This is a genomic window from Sphingobium sp. SA2, assembly GCF_032227065.1.
GTDB lineage: Bacteria > Pseudomonadota > Alphaproteobacteria > Sphingomonadales > Sphingomonadaceae > Sphingobium.
In genome coordinates, this window is sequence record NZ_JAPMXX010000006.1 from 2,974,394 (window position 1) to 3,000,110 (window position 25,717).

Genomic DNA, 25,717 nt, shown 5'->3' on the forward strand with positions numbered 1-25,717 from the left:
ATGGGCTTGAACGATTGATCGAATGGGATTCTTGGGTGGTCTCCATAGTTGGAGGCGACCGATGGATGATTTTTCGGCATATTTCGGTGAGGTTGACGATCCGCGCGCGGGCAATGCGCGGCACTTCTCGAACTGATCTTCGTTGCGCTTGCGGCGGTTCTGTGCGGTGCCGAAGATTGTACGGATATGGCGGAATTTGCCCGTGCCAAGCTGGGCCTGCTGCGTCAGGTGGTGGATCTGGAGCATGGTCCACCGAGCCACGACACGTTCAGCCGGGTCTTCCGGTTGCTCGATCCCGAGCCGTTCGAAGCGGCGTTTGCACGCTTTACGGCGGCATTCGCAGGTGCCCTCGAAGGCGTGGTGGCGATTGATGGCAAGGCTTTGCGCGGGGCGTATGAACGTGGGCGCAAGGCGACGCCGCTGCATCTCGTCAATGTCTGGGCAGCCGAGAAGCGTCTGGTCATTGGCCAGCGCGGCTGGCACCCGGTCGCAATGAAGTCGCCGGCGTGCTGGAGGTGCTTACGCTGTTGCGTCTGGACGGCTGTATCGTCACCGCCGATGCCCTGCATTGCCGGCCCGACACGGCGCAGGCCATTCTCGCAACCGGTGCCGACTATGCCCTGGCGATCAAGGAAAACCGGCCAAAGCTGCTAGCCAGCGCCAAAGCGCTGATCGCAATGGGCGAGCAGGCGGATGTCGCCACGATCCGGTCAGGCCCGGCCCATGATCGCACCGAAATCCGACACGCGATCGTGGTGCCCGCCGAAACCCTCGACTTCCCCGGCATCGCGGCGGTGGGGCACGTGGAAACGTGTCGCCGCAACGCTGGTCGGGACGAGCCACCGGTCAAACGCTGGTTCCTTCTGTCCCGGCCTTTGACCGCCAAACGGCTGATCGAAGTCGCGCGTGCGCATTGGACTATCGAAAACCAGATGCACTGGGTGCTCGACGTCGCCTTCGACGAAGACGCCGCGCGAAGCCGAAAGGACCATGCCCCGCAAAACCTCGCGCTGATCAGGAAACTTGCGCTCAACATCTTGAGAACCCACCCGGACAAGGGATCAATCAAAGGCAAAATCAAACGGGCGGGCTGGAACGATGCATTCCTTCTCTCAATGCTTGGTCATATGCGATAGCCCTGCCCTGCAAGGGGAGGATGGAAAAAACACAAAAAAAGGCCCGGCAATCACCGGGCCTTCTCTCTATCACGTCGCGCTACCAATCAGTTCGCGACCAGCGGCAACCCATCCTTGCCGCGCGCATCGCGCATCGCTCGCGTTCGCTCGGCCGGCCCGCGCGATCGCGGCGCTGATCGGCGCTTCGACGCGGGCGATCGCCTTGGCCTTGCACGCCTGCTCGGTGGCGAGGTCGCTGGCGGCGCACACCCGCTTGGCGGCACGCGCAATGCGGCTGCGCAACTGCGCCTGATGCGCGGGGTTCGAAAGGTCGAGGTCGCCATGATAGACCGGGCTGGTGCGGCCATTGGAGGCGAAATCCTCGGCGGAAGCGGCACCGGCGCTGGCGAACAGGATGGCGGAAGCGGCGGCGGCAAACAGGGTCGAACGGAACATCATCTATCTCCTTACAAAATCTGGTTTGGCCGGTCCGCCGCCAAATTGGGGGGGCTGCGCAGCGGGCCGGGGGGTGCGAACGGGGAGCCGGGGGTCTTGGGGGGTCGGCGTCCTGCCCCGTTCGCCCATTCTGTTTAGCCCTGCGCCCCGCCCGATGCCCGCCCGCTTCGACCGGCAGCCCGCGTCATCGGCGAACGACGCCTGCACCGACGAAGCGCAAAATCGCGCCGACAAACCGCAGGACGAACGACATCTCGCCCCGCCACGAACGACATGTGCCGTAACGGAAAGCGCGAATCGTAACGATGGGAGGGACAATAGAAAACGCCCCCGGCGCAAGGGATGGCCGAGGGCGTATCCAGGTTGCTGTCGGGCACACCGGGATCAGGGTAAACTGTCAGGCCGGAGACGACACCATCAGGGCTGAACCGTCTCTGAACTTACCGCCATTATAGGGCAGCGCACGCCCGATGCGCCGTCCGTTCGATAATCGGCCCTCCGCTCCCGCTGGGCGGCATGGACGCGGGATCAACCGTCAATCAGGCCCGACCAACGACATGGGCGGCGCATCCCGCTCCAGCGGCGGCAGCCCCGCCACCTCCAACGCCTCCACCAGATAGGCCTCGAACGCCGCATCGCGCGACGGTGCCCGCTGCCGCATCCACGCCAGCGCCACCAGCGCCCGCCACGCCGCCAGCGCTTCGGGGTCCAGCCCAGTGAGCGCCCGGTGCCGCCGCACATAATAAGCGCTCGCCGCATCGCGCATCTTCGCCGCCGCCCAGCCCAGCACAGCCGCGCCGCCCTCGCCACCGACATCCCCGCCCGGCCCGAAGCGCATCACCATCTCGGTCCGCACCACATCGGTCGCCGCCATGCCCCGCGCCGCGCGCGACCAGTCGATCACCGCCAGCCCCTCCTCGGTCACGATCAGATTGGCGGGGTGCAGGTCGCCATGCGACAGCGCATCGCCCTCGTTCAGCTGGTCCAGCCGGTCGACCGCCGCCGCGCGCAGCCGCTCGCCCACCGGTGCCGCCTCTATGTCCACGCGCAATATCGCCTTGCGACTGCGCAGCGTCGGCACATGGCATTCCGAAATCCGCTGCTGCAACCGCGCCATCTCGCCCAGCGCCCAGCGCCCGCGATGGGGATTGCGCGCCATATAGGCCAGCAGGTCCGGCCCATCCATGTCGGCATAGACGATCCCCTGCCGCCCGCCCGCTTCCTGCACGCCATAAGTGCGCGGCACCGGCAGCCCACTCGCCTGCACCGCCCGCGCGATCGCATATTCGCGCGCGACGATGCTGGGGTCGATCCCGTCGTGAAACAGCTTCAACACCCGCCCCTCGCCCAGCCGGAACACCTCGGCACTGGCCCCGGCGGCGATAAAGGTGGAAGGATCAGGCAGGCTCATGATGGCGCGCGCTGTGCCGCAGCGGCGCGCGCTTGACCAGCCCTTTTGCGGCGGGTGCGCCTCAGCCTGCCATGAAGATGTCCGCGCCAGGAGCCACCACACGATGCTCAAAATAGCCCGTGTCGATATAATGTTCGGTCAGCGCATCGACGTCGCTACCGAAAGCGGCAGCCAGGTCGGGATTGGCCGCCGCATAGGCCAGCGCATCGAACCCGTCGACATCCCGGCCTTCTTGCTGCCCTGCCAAGATATAATGGCGCGCAGCCGCGTCATCATCATCGCCCAGCGCGACGATCAGGTCCGCGTTCGACGCAATGTAACGCAAGCCGTCAAAATCGTCGGCCATTCGGCCTTCGCCATAGCCGTTTTTGATGAAATGCTCGGCCGCCGCCTCCACGTCCGTACCAATCGCGCCGATCAGATCGCCATGGGACGCGACATATTGCAGCCCGTCGAACAGATCGTCGCTCCGTCCCTCATCACGACCGCCCTGGATGAAATGGCGCGCCCCGGCGTCCGCGTCCGCCCCGAATGCCTCGATCAGATCGCCATAGGAGGCGATATATTGGAGTCCATCAAACAACGCGTCGCTGCGGCCTTCGACAAAGCCGCCATCGATATAATGGCGCACCGCGGCCTGCGTGTCGGTACCAAAAGCGGCGATCAGATCGTCATAGCCTGCGATATAATCGAGCGCGTCGAACTCTTTGGCATCGCGCCCTTCGGCAAAGCCGCTCGCCACATAATGCGCGGTCGCGCTATCTGCATCGGATCCGAAGGCAGCGATCAAGTCCTCATAACCCGCGATATAGCGCAACCCGTCAAACGCCGACAAGCTACCCGCCAGATCGGCACTTCCCAGCGCCCCGTTGGCAAAGGCGACATGTTCGACATTCACGATCCGCGAAGCGCCCTCTTCGCCTATGACGAAAGTCAAAGCGCCCGACACGAGATAGCTGTAACTTGCAACGCCACCCGTAAGAACCAGCGTATCGAACCCATCCCCGCCGTCGACGATATTGTGGCCCGTCCCTGGCAACAGGCGATCGTCGCCAGCGCCGCCGTCCAAAATGTCGTCCCCGGCGTCGCCCTGCAAGGAATCCCCGCCGTCCCCTCCGGCGAGAGCATCATTCCCGCCGCCACCACTCAGAACGTCATCGCCATTGTCACCCTGTATCTCATCGTCGCCATCGCCGCCGATGATGCGGTCGTCACCCTCGCCGCCAAAGGCAAATGCGCCATCGCGATCGATGAGGATGGTGTCGTTACCCGCTTCGCCGAACAAACGATCAAGACCCGGCGAAACATCGCTATTGCGCCCCAGCCCGCCGCGCAGGATGTCATCGCCATCGCCGCCATAGATCATATCGACGCCCAGGCTGCCGGTCAGATCATCATTCCCGCCCCAACCGTCGATGCTGATCCCTTCGGCCGCGCTGCGTACCGCGCCCGCGACGACGACATCATCGAACTGGGTCAACGAAAGACCGCTGACATATTCGAACCCGGACAATGTCCCTCCACCGATGTTCAGGGCCCCGCCACTGGTCAACAGGGTCAGGTCAGCGGACACACCACTCGTAGCGCCGGAATAAAAGTTGGCGAAAAGGCTGTCATCGCCAATCCCGCCATCGGCGCTGTCGCCATAGGATATGCTGATGCGGTCGTTGCCCGCACCGCCAAAAAGAATATCGGGATGCTCGTCGAGGCCATAGCCATATTCGCCAAAACCATCGATCCAGTCGTCGCCGTCGCCGCCATAAATGACGTCGCTGCCACTACCCCCGGCAAGATCATCATTGCCCGAATCGCCATAAAGAGTGTCGTCACCGCCCCCGCCACGGATCAGGTCATTGCCATTCCCGCCTTCGATCAGATCGTCGCCATCGCCAGTGCTGCTGATGACGCCGTCGCCATAGAGCTTGTCATCGCCATCATTGCCGCGGACCACATCGTCACCGATGCCACCATAGATGGTGTCGTTGTCGCGCCCACCTTCCAACAGGTCATTGCCCTGGCCGCCGGACAGTTCGTCATCGCCGTCGCCACCGGACAACTGGTCGTTGCCGCTGCCGCCAACCAGATAATCATTGCCGGCTTCCCCCGACATGCGGTCGTCGCCTGCATCGCCGAACAGCGTGTCTCCACCGTCTCCGCCCATCATCTGGTCGTTACCGGCACCGCCGAACATCAGGTCATCGCCGCCCAGCCCGGACAGGCCGTCATCGCCGTCGCCACCTTCCAAATTATTGGCCTGGTCGTTGCCGGAAATCGTGTCGGCATGGGCCGATCCCACCACCTGCTCGACATCGACAAACTGATCGCCGTCCGGCCCCTCGCCCCAGTTTGACTGACCCAGGGTGACGGTGACGCCTTGGCCATAGCGGCTGTAATCGACCGTGTCGGTTCCTTCGCCGCCACTGAAAAAGTCGGCCGCCGTCCCACTGAAAAACCGGTCATCGCCAGCACCACCATAGAGCGTCACGCTGCTGTCATGCGCGGTCACGCTATCAAAACCGTCTCCGGCAAAGATGGTGATCCGCTCGCTTTGGGTCGCCGCATCGATCACGTCGCTGGCGCGACTACCCTCCAGCTGCACCACGATTTCGATGTTGCGTATCGTCCCGCCGGCAATGATGCGCGGTGCCTCGCCCAGAAACTGGGACGTCGATATGGTAACCCCGTCTGTCGCGCCATAGAAGGAATAATAAAGCCGGTCCGTTCCCGCTCCACCATCGACATCGTCGCCAGTGCCGACGCCGATGATGTCATCGCCGTCGCCCCCGAATATCTGGTCATGCTCCAGGCCGATATCGACGCCCGTCCAGTCTATCGTGGCACCCGCATAGGGGTCGACCGTGCCGGACCACAGCTTGTCGTTGCCGCCATTGCCGTAAATGATGTCGGCACCGGTCCAGCCATAGATTTCGTCATCACCGTCCGTACCGTTAAATACATCATCACCAGGCGAACCAAATGTAACGGCCACAGCATTTCTCCGACTTAAGTGGCTATGGACTGGACAATAAATCCTGGCGGGTCAACTGTTACGACCTCTATGATGCCGAGGATCAGACAGGGTCATCGCCGTGTGCCGTTCCGTGGCCTTGCGTGCGCAGGCGCGCTCCCTCCGCCCGCAAAGCCCCCCTCCCCTAAACCACCCGCGCCTCGACCAGCCTCGCCGCCAGATCCCGCGCCGTCCGCGCCGCGCCCATCAGCGTGGCCGATCCTGCCCCGCACCAGTCGCCATAGCCCGCCAGCCACAGCCGCGGCGCCTTGATCGACCGCTGCTCCTCCACCAGAACGCGCCCATCCGCCTCCACCACGCCCAGACCCGCCAGATGCGCCAGCGCCGGGCGAAAGCCGGTGCACCAGATGATCGCATCGACCGCCGTCTCCGTCCCGTCCGGCCACACCACACCCGTCGCCGTCATCCGCACGAAAGGCCGCCGGGTGCTGAGGTCACCGCGCGCCCGCGCCGCCTTGACCGGCGGCACCATGACGATATCGCCAATGCCGCCCACCGGCACATCGCTTGGCCCTTCCTTCATCCGCGCCACCGCCCGTTCGAACAGCACCCGGCCATCGACATCATCGGGCAGGAACAGCGGATCGTGCGTCGTCACCCAGCTGGTGCGCGCCACCGGCGCCAGTTCCGCCACGATCTGCGCCCCGCTATTGCCACCGCCCACCACCAGCACGCTCTGCCCCGCATAGGCGTCCGGCCCGACATAATGCGCGGAATGGACCTGCACCCCCGCAAACAGCGCCCGCCCCGCCATGTCGGGCATATAGGGATGCGACCAGGTGCCCGTCGCGCTGACCACCATCCGCGCGGCAAAGCGCCCCTTGTCGGTCACGACCGCCAGAGCATCGCCCGCCTGCTCGACCGCCGCCACCCGCACCGGCCGCTCGATCGGCAGCGCATAGCGCGCCTCATAGTCCCGCAAATAGCCCAGCACGTCATCGCGCGTCGGATAGCCCGCATGGGTCGGCGGCGGCATCAGCCAGCCGGGCAGCGAACTATAGCCAGCGGGCGAAAACAGCCGCAACGACTCCCACCCATGCCGCCACCCCCCCACCCGGCCCGTCTTCCGCATCCAGAATCAGGAAATCCGCCCCCGCCCGGCGCAGATAATAGCCCAGCGCCCCCCCATCTGCCCGCCCCCCCGATGATAACGATATCGCGCACGACAGGATCGGTCATAGCCTCACATCCTCAATCGCCGCACCGCCCCTCCGCCAGCCCGGCGGCAGGATCAGGCAGCGGCACGGTAGCGCCGAAGGTGCGCCAGCCAAGCGCACTTGGCCAGACATTTCACGGAAAGGACGCGCCTTATACCATCGCGCCATAAGCCTGACTCACACGCGCTGTTCCCCGGCGAAGGCCGGGGTCCAGTTCTGCCCGTGGGACTGGCCCCCGGCCTTCGCCGGGGAACAACAAGCTATAGGCTCCCGTCCATGCCTTGCTATTGCGCCCCTGGCTGTAGCGGCTGGCGATCACTACCACGCCTTGCCCCGGCTGCGATTTTCAACACCGGCTTGGGCGCCGTCCCCGCCGCCCGCTTCGCCTCCAGCGCCCCCACGATCCTCTTCCCCTCTCCCGTCTTCACCGGCATTATGTAGCAAACGCACCAAGGCGGTTGCACACGTCCGCGCCTGCGATGGCGGACGTATCGCAGATGGGGGCGTAGCGTGATTGGGGCGCTGGTCGCATTCGCGTTGGGGTTAGGAAATGGCTCCACTTACGTATCTCCGCAAATGGATAGCTTTTCCACCCAGCACGCCCTCCGCGATCGTGGGGTGGATAACCATATCGAATTCGTCGGGGCCGAAAATAAGAAAGCTGATTTCCGTTTCGTGCCATTCTCCTCCGGGGGAGGATTTGTAATATGCAGCCGCCGTTACCGTTGCAGAGACGGGGCTAAGCTGGTCAGTGACATTGTTATTTCTGAAAAAGGCAAAATTAGACCTAATTCTTATTTCACTAGTATCCCCAGGTATAAAAGGATCGTTCGGCTTAATTCTATCCGATCTAGCCTTATAAAATCGATGCATTATTCGAGTAATAGGCTCTCTATTGTCGGGATTTACAATATTGACGTGGGCGCAATGGTAGCAGTCGTAGGCAATATTCTTACCAATGTTTTTGAATTCGACGATGAACTCAGCTGTCATCAAGTGAGATTTTCGTTCAAACTTCACCAAGTGGCAGTCGATCGCGACCCAAGGCCTTTGGGCCGCGCGGGCGATTTCGTTGGCGTCCTGCATCGCTTTGGTAGCGTTCCCCGTATCCTCCACTGCTTGGCGGGTAAGGCTTACTTGCTTCCAAATGAGAACGGTGCCGAGCGTAGTTATAGCCGCCATCAGCCCCGAAACTACAAGCATCCAGAAGGTCCAGACAGACATCGCCTCTTGGGCAGCGAGATCACGTTTTTCATGATCTTGGCCACTTTGGGGGGCTGGATTAGCTATCGCTCGTTCTATTGGGCCGGGGAGGCCCGCCAGCTCTGGAGGGCCTTCTGCTACGCCGTGATAAGCGCCGCTGGCGCTTTGGCTGTGTCCTACAGTCTGATATTGCTTATGATCGGGGCTGTATAGCGAACCCCAATATGCGCCGAAGCCAGCGGCAGTTATGAGTGCGCCTAATCCCGCAAGTGCAGCGCCGATGCCCCGATAGCCTCTAAACATTGCACCAAAAACACCGCTGTAAATTTGCCCCGGCTCAGCTTGTTCCTGATATTCGGCTCAGAGTCCATGACTCCGATGTCCGCCAGCTTGCCCACCAGGTCGGCATAGGACAGCCCCCGGCGCTTTAGCTCTGCCTTGAGCATCGACTTTACCTGATCTTCCCAATCCTTCGCCGTCTTAGGCATGGTCGTATCTCCTATGATGTTATGTGCATCATATGCGATACGTTTGCCATTGACAACAGTGCATGAATGCCATTATATACGATGCATAAGCAACGGATACGATGGCATGCAGCACTTTCTCCTTTCAAGCCAAGCCCGCACGATCAGCCTCAAGGCTGTTTTCACCATGGGCGAAACCAAGGCTTATGAGACGTTCTGCCAAATGCGTTGGCCGGAAAATGACGGTGAAGCGGTTTGCCCGCGTTGCGGCTGCGTCGAAACCTACAACATCACGTCGCGCCGCAAGTTCAAGTGCGTTGCCTGCTATCACCAGTTTTCGGTCACTAGCGGCACGATCTTCGCAAGCCGCAAAATGTCGTTCACCGACCTCTTGGCCGCGATCGTGATCTTCGTGAACGGTGCTAAGGGCATCGCCGCTCTGCAATTGAGCCGCGATCTGGATTGCCAGTATAAGACGGCGTTCGTTCTCACGCACAAGCTGCGCGAAGCCATGGCCCGCGAGAACATGGGCGCTACCCTTGGTGGCGTTGTAGAGGTCGATGGTGCCTATTTCGGGGGCTATGTGAAGCCTGCCAATGAAAAGGCCGATCGCAAGGATCGCCGCCTGTTGGAAAACCGCACCGGCAAGCGTCAAGTCGTGGTCGTCGCCCGCGAACGCGATGGCCGCACCCTCTCGACCGTCACCAGCTCAGAAGCCCAGGGTGTGCCCTTTATTCGCTCTGTGGTTGAAGCTGGCGCTACCGTCCATGCCGACGAAGGCACCGCATGGGATACCCTGCACGCCGCCTACGACACGGGCCGCGTCAATCACTCGTTCCGCTACATGGACAAGGGCGTTTGCACCAATCAGGCCGAAAGCTATTTTAGCCGTCTGCGCCGCATGGAAGTCGGCACGCACCACCATATCGCTGGCCCTTATCTGAACGCCTATGCCGGTGAGGCTTCGTGGCGCGAAGATAACCGCCGCGTCGCCAACGGCGCGCAGGCTGGCAAGGTCGGTGTCGCTGCGATGGAAGCGCCGATTAGCCGCCAGTGGAAGGGATATTGGCAGCGGGCGGCTTGACGGTATCCTAATACCTGTGGTAACTGAATACCGTTATGGGTGTTCATTCTACTGCCTTGTTGGACGCAATGGATTCCCGGACTGCGAGTCTCCGGTCTGTAAACATTCCTTTATCTGCGCTGCGAATTGCCGGGCGAGCGCCGCAGGCAGCGCGAGAGGCAAGTCGTGAACCTCTACTGATCCCTGTGCATCTTCTGCATGATAGCGCAGTTGGAATACCAGCACTTCATCATGAACAGCAATGAGCCAATCTTCCACCGGGCAAGCTGCCACGTTCCCATCAGGTCTAGCCTTCCAATCCATATCACACTCCGCCGAATCAAAGGCGTAAGCTGGCCGATCTAGCGCGACGTGTCATTGGCATTCCGCCAACCGCCTACAATAGTCACCACACTCCCACGCTGTCTGGCCTGATCCAGCGCCTTGTAGACCGACTTACGGATGCGCGGCGACATAGCCTCCCCGCGATCCTCCGCAACGCGCTGGGCTATGGCGTCGGTTGTCATCGACTCATTAGCTTTTCGAAGGACTGCGAACACGGCGCGGGTTATTTCTCCCTTCGCCGCCCATGTAACGCGGCCAACGACGCGAAGCGGTGGGATGGCCTCAATATCCATGTCGGGAGCGAACGACGCCAGCACCCTGTCTAATGCCGCTAATTCATCGGAAAGCCCGGCATGTTCATCTGCCAGCATGTTCATGCGACAAGTCAGTTCGCGGCGGCGTCTCACCAGTGCGGATATAGCTATGATGCTCATACGATGACATTACGGCACGCGCGCGATTATGTCTGTCATTGTGTTGGTGCGTTTGCTACATAATGCCGGTCTTCACGGGAGAGGTCGGGTGAGGGTCTTCCCTTCCTGCTTCTTCGCCATCCTCGATCCGCACCACTGGCCAGGGCGTCACATCCGCATAGCCGATAGGCATCGCCATCAACGCCCCGCCTCACGCCACCTTGCGCAACTGATAGCCACCCGCATCACCCGCCACATGGCCCAGCCGCTCCAGCGCCTTCGACGCCCCCACGATCCTCTTCCCCTCTCCCGTCTTCACGGGAGAGGTCGGGTGAGGGTCTTCCCTTCCTGCTTCTACGCCGTCCTCGATCCGCACCACTGGCCAGCGCGTCACATCCGCATAGCCGATAGGCATCGCCATCGACGGCCCGCCTCACGCCACCTTGCGCAACTGATAGCCCCCAGCATCACCCGCCACATGGCCCAGCCGCTCCAGCGCCTCCAGCGTCGCGGCGATCCGCCGTTGGACTTGCCGCCCCTGGCTGTAGCGAATGGCGATGGCCTCGGCGCTCAGCACGCCGCCGCCGCGCAGTTCGGCCAGCACCGCCGCCGTCTGGCCGATGGCGTCGCGCGGGAAGGCCGGCTTCTTCGCCTTGGCTTCGGGCAACAGCCCTTCGATCTGCTCGGCCACATCCTTGCGCACCGACAATTGCGTCAGGCCCGCCTTGGGAATCTGATAGTCGGGCCGCAGCCAGCGGACGATGCCCTGCTTCTCTTCGGCATGGCGCGCCGCATTCAGCGCCACCAGCCGCTCGACAATCTGCTCGTCGCTCAGGTCACGGGGCCAGCCATAGGCATCCGCCACCGCATCGTCGATGCGGCTGTGCAGTTCATGGATGATGTCCACCCGCCCCCGGCGGCGCTGGTCCTGCTCGACATCGCTGAATGCCTCGCCCTTCACCAGCTTCTCGCGCAGATTATACAGGCCGGTCAGCGTCAGGTCGCCATGTTCGGCCAGCACCGCCTTCCGCGTGGCGTCCAGTTCTTCGGCGAGGTCGCCGATGATGGTGCGCTGGGCGGGGGTGGCGTCGGGGAAGGGGAAAGGATCGAAAACTTTGCTTTTGGAATAGCGAGGATCATTGCCTATGCCCAGCCAGCCGCCAACCCTGAGCGCCCATTCCGTATGGGTCTTACTGGACAAAACGCCAAGTTCGTAGGGCGTTTGGAATGCGAAGCAAACGATCATGTGATCCGGCACTACGTCAGTCGTAATGAATTGGAAAATACGGTGTTTGGACGTTTCGGTTGTGCCAATGTAACGCGTTAAACCTGCCAAAGCCGGTCTGAATGTCCGCCGAGGTTCGCCGAATATCCACCATCGGGCTTGAAATGCAGCACGTCGATTTGCCGCCCTGACTGGCTTCACGGTCTGTAGTAAGTGTTGATACACTTCAGGAAATTTTGTTCGGATTTCGTCGTCGGTAAAACCAAAGGCATCGATGACCCATCGCCTAGGATTCTTTCGGACTAGGTCGGCCCCTCCAAGATACGGCTTAACGACCTGATCGGCATCAGTAGCCTGCAATTGGTGACGCGCTTGGCTTTCATCGAGTACAAAACCCCGGCCCGCCAACATCATACCATTGCAAGATAAACCCTCATTTGAATTCAAATCGTGCGATGATGCGGCATCCGCGCCAATTGAAAAATCTGCGTTGATGACGCCTTCCGTTTGCCGAAAAATGATTTCTGGCGTGTCAGTATCGACACCAGACTCATCAATCTCTTCTAATAAAATGCCTTCTGCTTTGCCCGCAACAGCGACAGTCATCGCGATCCGCACAGCCGCTGCATCGCGTGTTGCCTTCGTCCACGGATGATCGGGGATCGCCATCACCAGGCTGACCGGCGGCCGTCCCTCCATCCGCTTGGCAATCACCCGGCGGCTGAACTCCTGCGTGATCGAATTGGTGGTGACGAAACCGAAGCGCTTGAGCCGACTGCCCTTGCGCACCAGCATCTCCGCCGCCCGGTCCCACCAATACATGACGAAATCAGCCGACTTGTTGATCTTCGGATTGGCCTGCCAGAGCGCCTCGACATAGGCATCACCTAAAGCCGACCTTAAAGCAGCGCCCTTGCCGATAAACGGCGGATTACCCACAATATAGTCCGCCTCCGGCCATTCCGGCCGCCGCGCATTGGGCAATTCTGTGCCTGATCCATCGGCATTGGGCCGTTCGGGATCATGTTTCAGCACCGCGTCCATCGCGCTGATGTTCGACAATTTTTCCAGCACCGGATCGCTGATCGTCGCCTTGTTGCGCATCTGCCATTGCAGGTATCCCAGCCACAGCACCAGTTCGGCGATCGCGGCGGCGCGCGGATTGAGTTCCAGCCCCAGGAAATTGCGCGGATGGACCGTCTCGGTCTCCATCGCCAGCGCCTCCTGCCCGCCCAGGTCCGCCAGCACTTCCAGCACGTCGCCTTCCAGCCGCTTCATCAGTTCCAGCGCGACATAGAGGAAATTGCCGGTGCCGCACGCCGGGTCCAGCACCCGCGTCTGCGCCAGCTTCACATGGAAATCATGCACGACCTTGATCGCCGCCGCCGGATTGGCCTCCCGCTCCAGTTCGACCGCGCCCAGCACTGCCCCTTCCCATTCCGCCTTCAACGGCGCGATGATGGTCGCCTCGACCAGTCGCTCGACATAGGCGCGCGGCGTATAATGGGCGCCCAACCGCTTGCGCTCATCCTTGTCCAGCGCCTGTTCCAGCAAGGTGCCGAAAATCGCCGGTTCCACATCGGTCCACACATGCTTCGCTGCTTCGTAAAGCTCGCCAATCTCTTCCTTGCGCAGCGGAATGGCGCTGACATCGGCGAACAGCCCGCCATTGAACTTGCGCACCGCCTTGCGCAGCGTCGTGGAAAAACCGCCCTTGTCCATCGTGCGCCACAGCTCTTCCAGCATCGGCGCAAAACTGTCCGGGTTGCTCCGCGCGTCCGACAGCACGTCCAGAAAGCTGCCCTGTTCCAGCAGGCCGCTATCCTCGGCGAACATGGTGAACAACACCCGCATCAGGAAATGGGCGACCGGCTCCGGCTGATGCCCCCGGTCCTCCAGCAACTTGCTGACGCTCGCCAGCCGCTTGGCAATGTCGCGCGTCACTTCGGCGGCATGTTTGGCCGGGTCCAGTGCGTGCGGATCGGTCCAGATCTTGCGCAACCGCGCCTGAATGGCGGGGTCGGTCAGGTCGTCCAGATAGACGCGGAACCCCGCCCGGTCGGGAAACTGCCGGTAATTGCGTCCTTGCCCCGAAAAATCGGCGAATACTTCGATGGCATGGCCCACATCGCACACCAGGATGAAGGGCGGCCACACATGATCGGCGGGCAGCGCGCGGGCATATTGCTCCGCCTGTTCGCGCGCATTGCGCATCAGCACGTCCCAGCCGCGATGCGCGCTGCGCCGACCGCGCGCGTCGCTCACTTCCATGCCCGGCAAAGCCTGCTGCGTCGCGGGCAGCGCGACTTCCTTGCCGCCGCCCCGTTCCCGGCTCTGCTTGGCCTCCAGCACGAAACAGCCGCGTTTATACAGGTCGATGCGGCCATGCCCGGTCTTGCCCTCGGCATCCCGAAAGGACACGGCGCGTTCGAACACATAATCATTATGGATATGCGTGGCGCCCGCCGGATCGGGCTGGGGCAGGTCCAGCACCTGCGCCAATTCGGTCAGGAACAGGGGGAAATTGGCTCTTTCAGCGCCGCCCTCATTGTTCCGCCAGCGCTGTATGAAATGCTTTATGTCCACGACTACCCCTCTGCCGCATCAGCTAACGGGGAAAAGCCTGTCCCGCCAAGCGCTTTTGCAACCACCCTCGCATTTGCGCGTCCCTGTCCCTATCTTCCCCTCTGGATTCCTCCTCGGAACATTTGTAGAACGGATCGCATGAGCCTTACCCACATTATTCAGCAGAGGTTTTCCGAATGCTGACCCACATATCCGTCCGCGGCGCGCGTGAACACAACCTCAAGGGCGTCGATGTCGATCTGCCCCGCGACAGCCTGATCGTCATCACCGGGCTTTCGGGGTCGGGCAAATCCTCGCTCGCCTTCGACACCATCTATGCCGAGGGGCAGCGCCGCTATGTGGAATCGCTCTCCGCCTATGCGCGCCAGTTTCTAGAGATGATGCAGAAGCCCGATGTCGAACATATCGAGGGCCTCAGCCCCGCGATCAGCATCGAGCAGAAGACGACCAGCCGCAATCCCCGCTCCACCGTCGCGACCGTCACCGAAATCTACGATTATATGCGGCTGCTCTGGGCGCGCGTCGGCATTCCCTACAGCCCCGCGACCGGCCTGCCCATCAGCGCGCAGACCGTCAGCCAGATGGTCGACCGCGTGATGCTCCTGCCCGAAGGCACGCGCTTCTACCTGCTCGCCCCGGTCGTGCGCGGGCGCAAGGGCGAATATCGCAAGGAACTCGCCGAATGGCAAAAGGCGGGCTACACCCGCGTCCGCATCGACGGCGAGATGATGCTGATCGAAGACGCCCCCGCGCTCGACAAGAAATATAAGCATGACATCGAAGTCGTCGTCGACCGCCTCGCCGTCGCCCCCGACATGGGCACGCGCCTGGCCGACAGTTTTGAGCAGGCGCTGAAGCTGGCGGATGGGCTGGCGTTCGTGGACCTGGCGGATACGACCGTTGCAGAATTGGGGGCCGCCCCCACCCCCGTTCGCCCTGAGCCTGTCGAAGGGCCGTCCTTATCTTCGGAAGAACAGAGCGGGGCTTCGACAAGCTCAGCCCGAACGGAGAAAAAGCTCAAAGGCGCGGAAGTCCCCGCCAACCGCATCGTCTTCTCCGAAAAATTCGCCTGCCCCGTCAGCGGCTTCACCATTGCCGAGATCGAGCCGCGCCTCTTCTCCTTCAACGCCCCCATGGGCGCCTGCCCCGCCTGCGATGGCCTGGGCGAGCGGCAGGAGTTCGACCCCGAACTCGTCGTCCCCAACGAAGCCCTCAGCCTCAAAAAGGGCGCGGTCGTCCCTTGGGCCAAGTCCAACCCGCCCAGCCCCTACTATATGCAAGTCCTAGGCTCCCTCGCCAAGGAATTCGGCTTCTCGCTCGACACCCCCTGGGCCGACCTGCCCGGCGAAGTGAAGCTCGTCATCCTCCACGGCACCGGCGGCAAGCCGGTGACGCTCAAATTCATGGACGGCCGCAAAAGCTACGAAGTCAAAAAGGCGTTTGAGGGCGTCATCGGCAACCTCAACCGCCGCCTCCTGCAAACCGAATCCGCCTGGATGCGCGAGGAACTGTCCAAATATCAACGCGCCCAGCCCTGCGAGACCTGCCACGGCGCCCGCCTCAAACCCGAAGCGCTCGCGGTCAAGATTGCGGGTGAGGACATCTCCCTCTCCACCCGCCGCTCGGTGGTGGACGCGCTCGCCTTCTTCACCGCGATGCCCGGCAAGCTCAACGACCAGCAGAACCAGATCGCCCGCGCCATCCTCAAGGAAATTGTCGAGCGCCTCGGCTTCCTCAACAATGTCGGCCTCGATTATCTCAACCTCGACCGCACCAGCGGCACGCTGTCCGGCGGCGAATCCCAACGCATCCGCCTCGCCAGCCAAATCGGCTCCGGCCTCTCCGGCGTCCTCTACGTCCTCGACGAACCGTCGATCGGCCTGCATCAGCGCGACAATGACCGCCTCCTCGTCACCCTCAAACGCCTGCGCGACCTCGGCAACAGCGTCATCGTCGTCGAGCATGACGAAGACGCCATCCGCCACGCCGACTATATCGTCGACATGGGGCCGGGCGCGGGCATTCGCGGCGGCGAGATCGTCGCCCAGGGCACGCTCAAGCAGATCCTCAAGGCCAAAAACTCCCTCACCGCCGATTATCTCAACGGCACCCGCCGCATCGAAGTGCCCAAGAAACGCCGCAAGGGCACCGGCAAGAAGCTGACCGTCCACAACGCCCGCGCCAATAATCTGCGCGGCCTCACCGCGTCGATCCCGCTCGGCACCTTCACCTGCATCACCGGCGTCTCCGGCTCCGGCAAGTCCAGCTTCACCATCGACACGCTCTATGCCGCCTCCGCCCGCGCGCTGAACGGCGCGCGCATCCTGGCCGGCGCGCATGACAAGGTGACGGGCCTTGAACATTGCGACAAGGTGATCGACATCGACCAGTCGCCCATCGGCCGCACCCCCCGCTCCAACCCGGCCACCTATACCGGCGCCTTCACCAACATCCGCGACTGGTTCGCGGGCCTCCCCGAATCCCAGGCGCGCGGCTACAAACCCGGCCGCTTCAGCTTCAACGTCAAGGGCGGCCGCTGCGAAGCCTGCACCGGCGATGGCCTGATCAAGATCGAGATGCACTTCCTCCCCGACGTCTATGTGACGTGCGACGTGTGCCACGGCGCGCGCTACAATCGCGAAACGCTGGAGGTGAAGTTCAAGGGCCACTCGATCGCCGACGTGCTCGACATGACGGTCGAGGATGCGGTCGAATTCTTCAAGGCCGTCCCCCCCATCCGCGACAAGATGGCCATGCTCGCTGAAGTGGGCCTGGGCTATGTCAAGGTCGGCCAGCAGGCCACGACCCTATCGGGCGGCGAAGCCCAACGCGTCAAACTCGCCAAGGAACTCGCCCGCCGCGCCACCGGCCAGACGCTCTACATATTGGACGAACCCACCACCGGCCTGCATTTCGAAGATGTCCGCAAACTGCTCGAAGTCCTCCACGCGCTGGTCGACCAAGGCAACAGCGTCGTCGTGATCGAACATAATCTGGACGTCATCAAGACGGCGGACTGGATCATCGACATGGGACCAGAAGGCGGCGTCAAAGGCGGCGAAGTCGTGGCCGAGGGCACCCCGGAAAAGGTCGCGAAGGAACCGCGGTCATTTACCGGGCATTATTTGGCACCGTTGCTGGGGTTGGAGAGTGTGGCGGAATGACCGCCACTTAGCCGTATTAAATCAAGAGGGAGTGCCAACATCTTTTTCAAGATCGCTAACTTCTTTCGATATTAAACGACCAAACTCACGCTCAATACTATCAAATTCCCAAGCTGAAACTTCCTCTATTTGCTTACCTAACAATATCGATATTATCTCGATTTTTTCAGCATGAGACAAATTATCAAAATCTGGAATGTAACTCGTTCCGGACAAATTATAACGAATTTCATGATAAGATTTTACAAATGATTTAATTCTCCCAATTTTATCGCTCCCAACACCAACACGGTTTAGTTGCTCTTTGATAAACTTATCCAAGTATGATAGCTGAGATAAATTTTCAGTTCTGGAAAAAAATATCATCCAGCCATATTTTTTTGAGTCTATTTTACATCCTGTTATTTTCAGATTAATTCTAAATATAAGCTTATTTATATCATTTCTATACCTGAAATCAGTTATAACCTTCAGAATGTTTTTAAACATCTTCTGATAAGAAGAAGTTCTTATAGATACTTTTTCTTTCGTTATATGATAGCCGAGAAAATCGATGCCTTCATTCGAACTGCGAATTTCGGTTTTTCCTGCCTTACCTAACGGATGAACCTTTAGTCCTATGCGGGATAAAGAGCGTCGCATCCTGAACAACGATTGTTCAGCAGATATTGGTTCGCATATTAGAAGAATATCATCGACATATCGATAATAATTCTGATTCTTAGCGATCTGAATTTTATCAAAATTAGTCATATAGATTGATGACAATGCACCAGAAACACTTAGACCTTGAGGAACACCTATCACATTATTGCTTTGTGAGTCACCTGTAGCCGTGCTGATTGCCTTCTCACAAAGATTTATTGCAAATTTCTCTACACCTGCCTTGTCAAGTTCAGTTAGCATTCGACTATGAACGATGCTTGGAAAGAAATTCATCACGTCCAAACGGACCAAAGCTGGACACCTCGAAGAACCGGCTGTTTTCGTTGAGATGACGACAGCCGGGACTGCAGCCGCATGATTGGCATGATGCGCGGGCATATTCTTTTGTGATTTCGGTGATTTTCCATGCCACCGATGCCGTTGGGGAGCAGCGTTCGCATCAAGCGGGCGCAGTTCGTCCCTCGAGCCAGGCCAGGCGCTGGAAGTTATAGGCCAAGTTGGCCATGCCGATCTTGATGGTGGCGCGGGCGATGCCGATGGTGCGCACGACGAACCCCATCCGGTGCTTTTGCCCGGCGAACACATGCTCAACCTGGGCGCGGATCTTGGAACGCCGAGTATTGGCCTTGGCGATCCGCTCGGGCAACGGTCGCCGCGGCTTGCGCTTCTGGTGAATGTGGCTGGTGAACATGCCACTCGCCAGGAACGCCTCGTTCTTCTTGGATCGATAGGCGGTATCAGCCCAGACGCCGGAGGCAGTGTTGTCCTTGCTGATGAGAACCGGCAGCCGTGCGCCGTCATGGGCATTGGCGGCGCTGGCATCCCAGGTGCGGATCAGCCCATGGGTTTTGTCGATGCCGATGTGATTCTTGTACCCGAACATCGGGATGGCGAGATCAACCGGCTTGGCCGCCTTGGGGTCGGCGCCCTCCCTGACCTTGGCTTTGCTGTACTTGATCGACCAGCGCGCATCGCGGTCCTTCTGCCGCGCCTTGGCCGGCTTCCAGTCCTCGGGCATCCGGCCCTCCTTGATCGCTGCTTTCTCCGCTTCGGTATTGCGCTGTTTGGGTGCCGGCACGACAGTGGCGTCGATGATCTGGCCGCCCATGGCAAGATAGCCCCGATCCTTGAGCGCCGCATCGAAGCGGGCGAAGAGTTTATCTATGGCCTTGGCATTTACCAGGCGTTCCCGGAACAGCCACACCGTCGTCGCATCCGGCACAGTGCGATCGAGCCCAAGGCCCAGGAACCGTTGAAATGATAACCGGTCTTTGATCTGAAACTCGGTTGCCTCATCCGACAGCGAATAGAGCGCCTGCAGCACCAAGATCTTGAACATGAGCACCGGATCAAATGGCGGTCGCCCGCCCCTGCCGCGAACGCTGCGTCGGAGCGCTGCCACCAGCGGCCCACGGAAAACCTCGAAATCCACAACAGCCCCTAATCGCTCCAGGGGGTCCCCCGCCGCGCTCAGTGCCTCGTACCTGTCTGAAAGATCGAAGAAACCAGGCTGCCCTGTCATCACTGCCTCCGCCGCATCGTAGGCCAAGTGAATCAAATCTGTCCATCAAACGCCAGTGTTTTTCGAGGTGTCCAGCCTGCTCTTCGGTACTACTACGTATTGCAGAAACGACTTTTGCGACGAGCGCATGTGGCGGAGGGCCAATAGAGGATGGCACGTTGCTGTGAAGTAATCCGCACAGCGCACGTAGAGTTAAGCGATCGCGAACAGTGGGGATTGAAATCTGACGAGGCTCGCGAGAAGCACCTCTAAGAATCAGGCGCTCCTTATATGGAGTAAACTTGTAGGCTTCCGTGAGTACATTGCGCTCAATCAAATCAATCTCGGATTTAAGAGCATCAACAAATTTTCCAACTCGGATGCCATCTTTACCCGTCGCTTGTGATTTAGCAATTCTTGACTGAAATAAATACTCTAAATTTTCAGCTAGAAAATGATCCTTTTGAGGAATCTTAGCCTTACTATCTTCCATTAAAGAGACTAGATCGAAGGTCATATTTATCCAGCCTGCGAAACCACGTTGATAAACGTGACTATTATCCATGGAGGCGCAATGAACAATAATGTTACGGCTATCAGAACTGATAGTCTTTTAACAAGTAATATAACAAACATCTCATTTGTTATCGACAATTTTCCTTGGGCATTATTAAGAGACTGCCCCCGAATCCGTGCATCAAATAGCATATTGTCATAATCACGGTCTGATTGATTTTCATAGATTCTTAATATTTTAGCATACTGCTCCATCTTCGCATTTTCGTCTAAGCTGCTTTCGTACAACTCCTGCAGATCAAGATAGCAGTTGCGAAATTGGTTCGCCTTATCATCATATCGTTCGCCATAAATGAAAAGCGATAATCCAAAAATGAGCACCGACATCGCAGTGACTACTACTTGAGAGTTAGCAAACGTATATTTACCGGACAATTCGATGACTGATATCGCAATAATCCAGAACGAATACCAACTGAGGAGTAGATGCGAGACCTTCCCGGTCAACCGAAGACGAGCCTCTGTCGTCATTCGAGTTTTATAAGTGATATAAATTTTTTCTGTACGCGGATGTGTGGTCATTTGGCGGGCGCAGGCATTGAATCACTAATTCCTCAAAAGAAGAAAGAATAAACTCAGATAAACTCAGCGATAAGGACAACCCCTGAATGGGGCTAACGGCAATTGCCGTTCCGCCCGCCGGTACCAAGGTTAACGAGAAGTGATTTCAATCACAACAAATATTAAATGTCGCTAAGAATATTTGGCGCCCCGACTATCGAGCTTCATCGGAAAATGCTAACATTGAGTTATGCAAGTCGACGACAATTTCCATGCCTCTGACTTCGACCCGCCGCCTCATCTGATGTCGCCGGAAGACCCCGCCGAATATGACGCTTGGTTCCGCGCAGAGGTGGAAGCTGCGATGGCATCAACCGAACCCGGCATTCCGCATGAAGAGGTCATGAAGGAATTGCAGGCCATCTTGGACCGCCACAAAAACAAGTCCTGAACACCACCTTGTTCCCATTTTGTTCTTTCCTACATCCCCCCTTTCTGCCTACCCTTGCCGCAAACCCCACAGCCGGAGGCGCGCGCACTCATGTCGTACCACTTCCCCACCCTCACCCCGTCGCCCGAAACCCGCGCCGATGGCTGGTCCCCCGCGCGCCAACGCCGCTTTCTCGAAACCCTCGCGGCCACCGGCGTCATCCGCCTCGCCTGCGAAGCGGTCCGCATCACCGCGCGCTCGGCCTATAATCTGCGCATTCGTCAGGACGGCGCGGCCTTTCGCCTCGGCTGGGACGCGGCGATCCTCATCGCCCGCGCGCGCCTCGCCGATGATCTGATGGCCCGCGCCATCGTCGGTCAGACCGAAACCATCCGCAAGGATGAAGAGAATTTCGAAGTCACCCGCCACCGCCACGACAATCGCCTCGCCATGTCGATGCTCGCCCGGCTCGATCGCATGGCCGACTGCCCGACACCGGGCAGCGACGCCGCGCTCGCCCGCGTCGTCGCGCAGGATTTCGCCGCCTATCTCGACATGCTCTGCCCAGCCGACGAAGCGCAGGCGGAGGCCGATCAGCTCGGCCTGCCCCGCCCCGGTGCCGAAACGATGGCGCGCGACATGGACGATGCCCGCCTGCTCGACGGCACCAGCCCCGCCACGCCCGAAGCGGTCGAAACCGCCGCCACCGCCCTGTCGCCCGGCGCCTCCGCCGCTTTGTTCGTCGCCGCGCGCATGACGCTGATGACCGGCACCGCCAAGGCCGCCTATCCGCCCTTTTCCGCCTTCCAGGAACGGTGTGAACTTCCGCCCGATCCGCCCCGCGAACCGGAGCTGGACCTCACCACCCTGCCGCCCGAAGAGGCCGTCACCCATCTGCGCGGCATCTGGTGGGATGAATTTCTCGAACAATGGCGCACCGATTACCCCCCTCCACCCGGCTTCGTTGGCGAGGAAAGCGACAGCATCTATGAGATCGACGCCTATGAGCGTGACCTGACGCCGGACGAGGAGGACGCCGTCAACGCCCGCATCGCCGCCGATCGCCGCCCCTATGAGGAAGCCGCCGCCCGCGCCCGCGACGCCTATTTCGGCACCGCCCAGGCCGCTGCTTCTGGCTGAACGCGCGGCGTTTGGGGCTGAACGGGCCGTGTTTGCGATCGCAAGAAAGGGGGCATCGGGTCGGCCGGGCGCACGCCATTTGCTATTTGCTGCGCCTTGCCCTACATAGGGGGGGCTACAGTCGCAAATCGACGGTTTTTGGCGCTTTGCGGCACCTTACTTCCTTCTTTCCCTGCCCCTTAGCAACCCGGCGCGTCCACACGGGGTTCGCCGACAGCAAAGAAGGAATAATTTATGAGCAGCATCACTGGCGTCGTCAAGTTCTTCAACGCCGACAAGGGCTATGGCTTCATCGCCCCCGACAATGGCGGCGCGGACGCGTTCGTTCACATCAGCGCCGTCGAGCGTGCTGGCCTGGCTACCCTGCGTGAAAAGGACCGCGTGTCCTATGACCTGGAGCAGGACAAGCGCGGCAAGATGGCTGCGGTGAATATCTCGCACGCCGAGTAATTCAGACGGCCTTCGGATCGGGCGCGGCGCTTTGCAAAAAAGCGCCGCGCCCGCCCCATTTTCCCTTTTTCCAAGAGGAGACCCGACATGGCCGCCCCTGATTATCGCACCCTCGCTGCCAAGGCGCGCACTGACGCCGACGCCGCCACCCTCAATAATGTCCGCGACCGCTGCCTGCGCGCTGAAGCCGCATGGCTCGCCATGGCCGGCCGCCAGGATTTGACCGACGCGGGCCGCGCCCGCCGCGACAAGACCGCTCCGGAAGCGCTCGACGCCGCCTGACAATCCACATCGTTGCGGAACTCCTGGGGCCGCCGCCGGTTATGACTGGCGAACCCCATCCCCAAGGAGTATATCATGATCCGCACCCTGATTTTCGGCGCCATCGCAGGTTATGTCGGCAAGAAGCTGTATGACGACGGCAAGCTGACCCAGTTCAAGGACGACATCGTCGCCCGCTATGGCGAAGCCAAGGCGGAACTGGCCGACAAGAGCGACACCACGCTGCGTCCAACGACCCCTGCCATGACCAGCCCTTCGGTGGCATCGGCAACCAACTTCAACTGATTTACCCGGATACCGGCGGCCGCTCACCCCCGTTCGCCGCCGGTCGCCGTCCGTCCTGAGCCGCCGCTCCCTCTAGCGGCTCGGACGGGCGGCATCCCGTCTGCCCGGCCATCCCAAAGAAGGAGCCACCCCATGCGCAAACCCATCCTCGCCGCTGCGATCCTCAGCATGCTGCCGCTCGCAGCCTGCGCAACCGACAACTACGGTGGCGGCGGCTACGGCTACGACCGTCCCAGCGACCGTCGCGGCCCGCCCCGCGGTCAACGCCGCCCACTGCGCGACAATGACCAGATCTACCGCGACCGCGACGGCCGCTATTATTGCAAGCGCGACGACGGCACCACCGGCACGATCGTCGGTGCCCTGGCTGGCGGCGTCCTCGGCAACGTCATCGCTCCCGGCGGCTCCAAGACGCTCGGCACCATCCTGGGCGGCGGCGCTGGCGCCCTGGCCGGTCGAGCCATCGACAAGAACGACGTCAACTGCGAATAACCCCGCCGACGACGCACAAAAAAAGGGCGCGAACCATATGGTCCGCGCCCCTTTTTGTGCCTTGCCCAGCCCTTACAATTTGCTGGTCAGTTCCGGCACGATCTTGAACAGATCACCCACCAGGCCGATATCCGCCACCTGGAAGATCGGCGCATCCTCATCCTTGTTGATGGCGATGATGGTCTTGCTGTCCTTCATCCCCGCCAAATGCTGGATCGCCCCGGAAATACCCACCGCCACATAGACTTCCGGCGCAACGATCTTGCCGGTCTGCCCGACCTGATAGTCGTTGGGCACATAGCCCGCGTCGACAGCGGCCCGGCTCGCCCCGACCGCAGCGCCGAGCTTGTCGGCGAGCGGATAGATGACCTCCTCGAACGTCGGCCCGTCCTTGAGCGCCCGGCCACCCGACACGATGATCTTGGCGCTGGTCAGTTCCGGCCGCTCCAGCTTGGCGATCTCCGCGCCGACAAAGGACGACAGCCCCTTGTCCCCGGTCGAAGCCACCGCTTCCACCGTGCCGGAACCACCTTCGCGAGCCGCCTTCTCGAACGCCGTACCGCGAACGGTGATGACCTTCTTGGCATCCTTGCTCTTGACCGTAGCGATCGCATTGCCCGCATAGATCGGCCGCGTGAACGTGTCTTCGCTCTCGACCGAAAGGATATCGCTGATCTGCATCACGTCGAGCAGAGCCGCGACGCGCGGCGCGATATTCTTGCCGTTGCTGGTGGCGGGCGCGATGAAGGCGTCATGATGCCCCATCAGTTCCACAACCAGCGGCGCGATATTCTCGGCGAGTGCATGGCCATAGGCGGCATCGTCAGCGACATGCACCTTGCCCACACCGGCAATCTGCGCGGCGGCAGCGGCAACGCCATCGACGCCTTCGCCAGCGACCAGCAGATGAACTTCGCCGAGCTTCGCAGCGGCGGTGATGGCGGAAAGCGTCGCGTCCTTGACCGCGCCGCCCTCATGTTCAACCCATACAAGCGTCTTCATGCGGCAACTCCCATGGCCTTGAGCTTGGCAACCAGTTCATCGACATCGGCGACCTTGACGCCTGCGGTGCGCTTGGGCGGTTCGACCACCTTCAGCGTCTCCAGCCGTGCGCCGATATCCACGCCATAATCGGCCGGCGTCTTCTGCGCGAGCGGCTTGGACTTGGCCTTCATGATGTTGGGCAGCGACGCGTAGCGCGGCTCGTTGAGGCGCAGGTCGGTGGTGATGATCGCAGGCGTCGACAGCTTCACCGTCTCCAGACCGCCATCGACTTCGCGCGTCACTGACACGCTGTCGCCTTCGACCTCGACCTTCGACGCAAACGTGCCCTGCGGCAGGTTCAACAGCGCCGCCAGCATCTGGCCGGTCTGGTTGCTGTCATCGTCGATCGCCTGCTTGCCCAGGATGATCAGGCCAGCGCCTTCCTCTTCCTGCACCTTGGCGAGCAGTTTCGCGACGGCCAGTGGCTCGACCTCTTCATCCGTCTGGATCAGGATCGCGCGGTCGGCACCCATGGCGAGCGACGTGCGCAAAGTTTCCTGCGCCTTGGCGACGCCGATCGACACGGCGATCACTTCGGTCGCCACGCCCTTTTCCTTCAGGCGGATGGCTTCTTCGACCGCGATCTCGTCGAACGGGTTCATGCTCATCTTGACGTTCGCCAGATCGACGCCCGTACCGTCCGCCTTCACGCGCGGCTTTACATTATAATCAATGACCCGCTTGACGGGCACAAGGATCTTCATTTCAACATCCTCC

Annotated in this window: 23 protein-coding genes and 1 pseudogene; 9 read left to right on the plus strand and 15 right to left on the minus strand. The window is 60.6% G+C overall.

Features of this window, described 5'->3' with window-relative positions; genetic code table 11:
* The first annotated feature begins 61 nt into the window (after positions 1-61).
* Positions 62-1,136 (plus strand): annotated as a pseudogene (locus tag OVY48_RS21940) (ISAs1 family transposase).
* A 69-nt stretch (positions 1,137-1,205) separates the two neighbouring features.
* Here the strand turns inward: OVY48_RS21940 and OVY48_RS21945 are convergent.
* The 6 genes from OVY48_RS21945 to OVY48_RS21970 all read right to left on the minus strand — a co-directional run bounded on the left by OVY48_RS21945 (position 1,206) and on the right by OVY48_RS21970 (position 8,858).
* Positions 1,206-1,574, minus strand: coding sequence for a UrcA family protein (locus OVY48_RS21945; protein ID WP_313924446.1), 369 nt, complete (start codon positions 1,572-1,574; stop codon positions 1,206-1,208).
* Between the two features lie 532 nt (positions 1,575-2,106).
* Positions 2,107-2,982, minus strand: coding sequence for an aminoglycoside phosphotransferase family protein (locus OVY48_RS21950; protein WP_313924447.1), 876 nt, complete (start codon positions 2,980-2,982; stop codon positions 2,107-2,109).
* Between the two features lie 61 nt (positions 2,983-3,043).
* Complete coding sequence (locus tag OVY48_RS21955) at positions 3,044-5,971, minus strand: calcium-binding protein (protein WP_313924448.1); 2,928 nt, start codon at positions 5,969-5,971, stop codon at positions 3,044-3,046.
* A gap of 163 nt (positions 5,972-6,134) precedes the next feature.
* Positions 6,135-7,034, minus strand: coding sequence for an ArsO family NAD(P)H-dependent flavin-containing monooxygenase (locus OVY48_RS21960; RefSeq protein ID WP_313924449.1), 900 nt, complete (start codon positions 7,032-7,034; stop codon positions 6,135-6,137).
* A 676-nt stretch (positions 7,035-7,710) separates the two neighbouring features.
* On the minus strand, positions 7,711-8,673 hold the full coding sequence (locus tag OVY48_RS21965; RefSeq protein WP_313924450.1) for a hypothetical protein: 963 nt from the start codon (positions 8,671-8,673) through the stop codon (positions 7,711-7,713).
* Positions 8,628-8,858, minus strand: coding sequence for a DUF6471 domain-containing protein (locus OVY48_RS21970; RefSeq protein WP_313924451.1), 231 nt, complete (start codon positions 8,856-8,858; stop codon positions 8,628-8,630). The genes OVY48_RS21965 and OVY48_RS21970 overlap by 46 nt, the downstream gene beginning before the upstream one ends.
* Positions 8,859-8,964: 106 nt before the next feature.
* On the opposite strand from OVY48_RS21970, the gene OVY48_RS21975 reads away from it, so the two are divergent.
* Positions 8,965-9,921, plus strand: coding sequence for an IS1595 family transposase (locus OVY48_RS21975; RefSeq protein WP_313924452.1), 957 nt, complete (start codon positions 8,965-8,967; stop codon positions 9,919-9,921).
* 341 nt (positions 9,922-10,262) lie between these two features.
* Here the strand turns inward: OVY48_RS21975 and OVY48_RS21980 are convergent, their stop codons facing one another.
* From OVY48_RS21980 to OVY48_RS21995, 4 genes are all read right to left on the minus strand, one after another.
* On the minus strand, positions 10,263-10,622 hold the full coding sequence (locus OVY48_RS21980) for a hypothetical protein (RefSeq protein WP_313924453.1): 360 nt from the start codon (positions 10,620-10,622) through the stop codon (positions 10,263-10,265).
* A 112-nt stretch (positions 10,623-10,734) separates the two neighbouring features.
* Positions 10,735-10,857, minus strand: a complete 123-nt coding sequence (locus tag OVY48_RS21985) for a hypothetical protein (RefSeq protein WP_313924454.1) — start codon at positions 10,855-10,857, stop codon at positions 10,735-10,737.
* A gap of 12 nt (positions 10,858-10,869) precedes the next feature.
* Entirely contained in the window at positions 10,870-11,079 is a 210-nt protein-coding gene (locus OVY48_RS21990; protein ID WP_313924455.1) for a hypothetical protein, read from the minus strand.
* A 12-nt stretch (positions 11,080-11,091) separates the two neighbouring features.
* The gene (locus tag OVY48_RS21995) at positions 11,092-14,469 is read right to left on the minus strand and encodes a DNA methyltransferase (RefSeq protein ID WP_313924456.1); all 3,378 of its coding nucleotides are present in this window, start codon (positions 14,467-14,469) and stop codon (positions 11,092-11,094) included.
* A 176-nt stretch (positions 14,470-14,645) separates the two neighbouring features.
* Between OVY48_RS21995 and uvrA the strand changes: the two genes are divergently transcribed.
* A complete protein-coding gene (gene uvrA, locus OVY48_RS22000) occupies positions 14,646-17,633 on the plus strand; it encodes an excinuclease ABC subunit UvrA (RefSeq protein WP_313924457.1) in 2,988 nt (995 codons plus the stop codon).
* Between the two features lie 21 nt (positions 17,634-17,654).
* Here the strand turns inward: uvrA and OVY48_RS22005 are convergent, their stop codons facing one another.
* The 3 genes from OVY48_RS22005 to OVY48_RS22015 form a co-directional block, all read right to left on the minus strand.
* Complete coding sequence (locus tag OVY48_RS22005) at positions 17,655-18,677, minus strand: RNA-directed DNA polymerase (protein WP_313924458.1); 1,023 nt, start codon at positions 18,675-18,677, stop codon at positions 17,655-17,657.
* Between the two features lie 61 nt (positions 18,678-18,738).
* Positions 18,739-19,821 (minus strand): IS5 family transposase, encoded by a 1,083-nt coding sequence (locus OVY48_RS22010; RefSeq protein ID WP_313924877.1) that lies wholly within the window; start codon positions 19,819-19,821, stop codon positions 18,739-18,741.
* 498 nt (positions 19,822-20,319) lie between these two features.
* Positions 20,320-20,898, minus strand: a complete 579-nt coding sequence (locus OVY48_RS22015; RefSeq protein WP_313924459.1) for an SLATT domain-containing protein — start codon at positions 20,896-20,898, stop codon at positions 20,320-20,322.
* Positions 20,899-21,127: 229 nt separating this feature from the next.
* Between OVY48_RS22015 and OVY48_RS22020 the strand changes: the two genes are divergently transcribed.
* The 6 genes from OVY48_RS22020 (at position 21,128) to OVY48_RS22045 (ending at position 23,956) form a co-directional block, all read left to right on the plus strand.
* Positions 21,128-21,328 (plus strand): addiction module antitoxin, encoded by a 201-nt coding sequence (locus tag OVY48_RS22020; RefSeq protein WP_409593579.1) that lies wholly within the window; start codon positions 21,128-21,130, stop codon positions 21,326-21,328.
* 90 nt (positions 21,329-21,418) lie between these two features.
* Positions 21,419-22,447: a hypothetical protein gene (locus OVY48_RS22025; protein ID WP_313924460.1), complete on the plus strand. Its 1,029-nt coding sequence runs from the start codon at positions 21,419-21,421 to the stop codon at positions 22,445-22,447.
* 234 nt (positions 22,448-22,681) lie between these two features.
* Positions 22,682-22,897, plus strand: a complete 216-nt coding sequence (locus OVY48_RS22030; protein WP_037479442.1) for a cold-shock protein — start codon at positions 22,682-22,684, stop codon at positions 22,895-22,897.
* Between the two features lie 87 nt (positions 22,898-22,984).
* Positions 22,985-23,179: a hypothetical protein gene (locus OVY48_RS22035; protein ID WP_069064935.1), complete on the plus strand. Its 195-nt coding sequence runs from the start codon at positions 22,985-22,987 to the stop codon at positions 23,177-23,179.
* A 75-nt stretch (positions 23,180-23,254) separates the two neighbouring features.
* The gene (locus tag OVY48_RS22040; protein ID WP_037479446.1) at positions 23,255-23,464 is read left to right on the plus strand and encodes a hypothetical protein; all 210 of its coding nucleotides are present in this window, start codon (positions 23,255-23,257) and stop codon (positions 23,462-23,464) included.
* Positions 23,465-23,596: 132 nt separating this feature from the next.
* Positions 23,597-23,956: a glycine zipper 2TM domain-containing protein gene (locus OVY48_RS22045; protein ID WP_069064936.1), complete on the plus strand. Its 360-nt coding sequence runs from the start codon at positions 23,597-23,599 to the stop codon at positions 23,954-23,956.
* Between the two features lie 72 nt (positions 23,957-24,028).
* Here OVY48_RS22045 and OVY48_RS22050 read toward each other — a convergent pair whose 3' ends face one another.
* Entirely contained in the window at positions 24,029-24,958 is a 930-nt protein-coding gene (locus OVY48_RS22050) for an electron transfer flavoprotein subunit alpha/FixB family protein (RefSeq protein WP_069064937.1), read from the minus strand.
* Positions 24,955-25,704 (minus strand): electron transfer flavoprotein subunit beta/FixA family protein, encoded by a 750-nt coding sequence (locus OVY48_RS22055; protein ID WP_069064938.1) that lies wholly within the window; start codon positions 25,702-25,704, stop codon positions 24,955-24,957. Before OVY48_RS22055 ends, OVY48_RS22050 begins: the two co-directional genes overlap by 4 nt.
* Positions 25,705-25,717 lie beyond the last annotated feature (13 nt).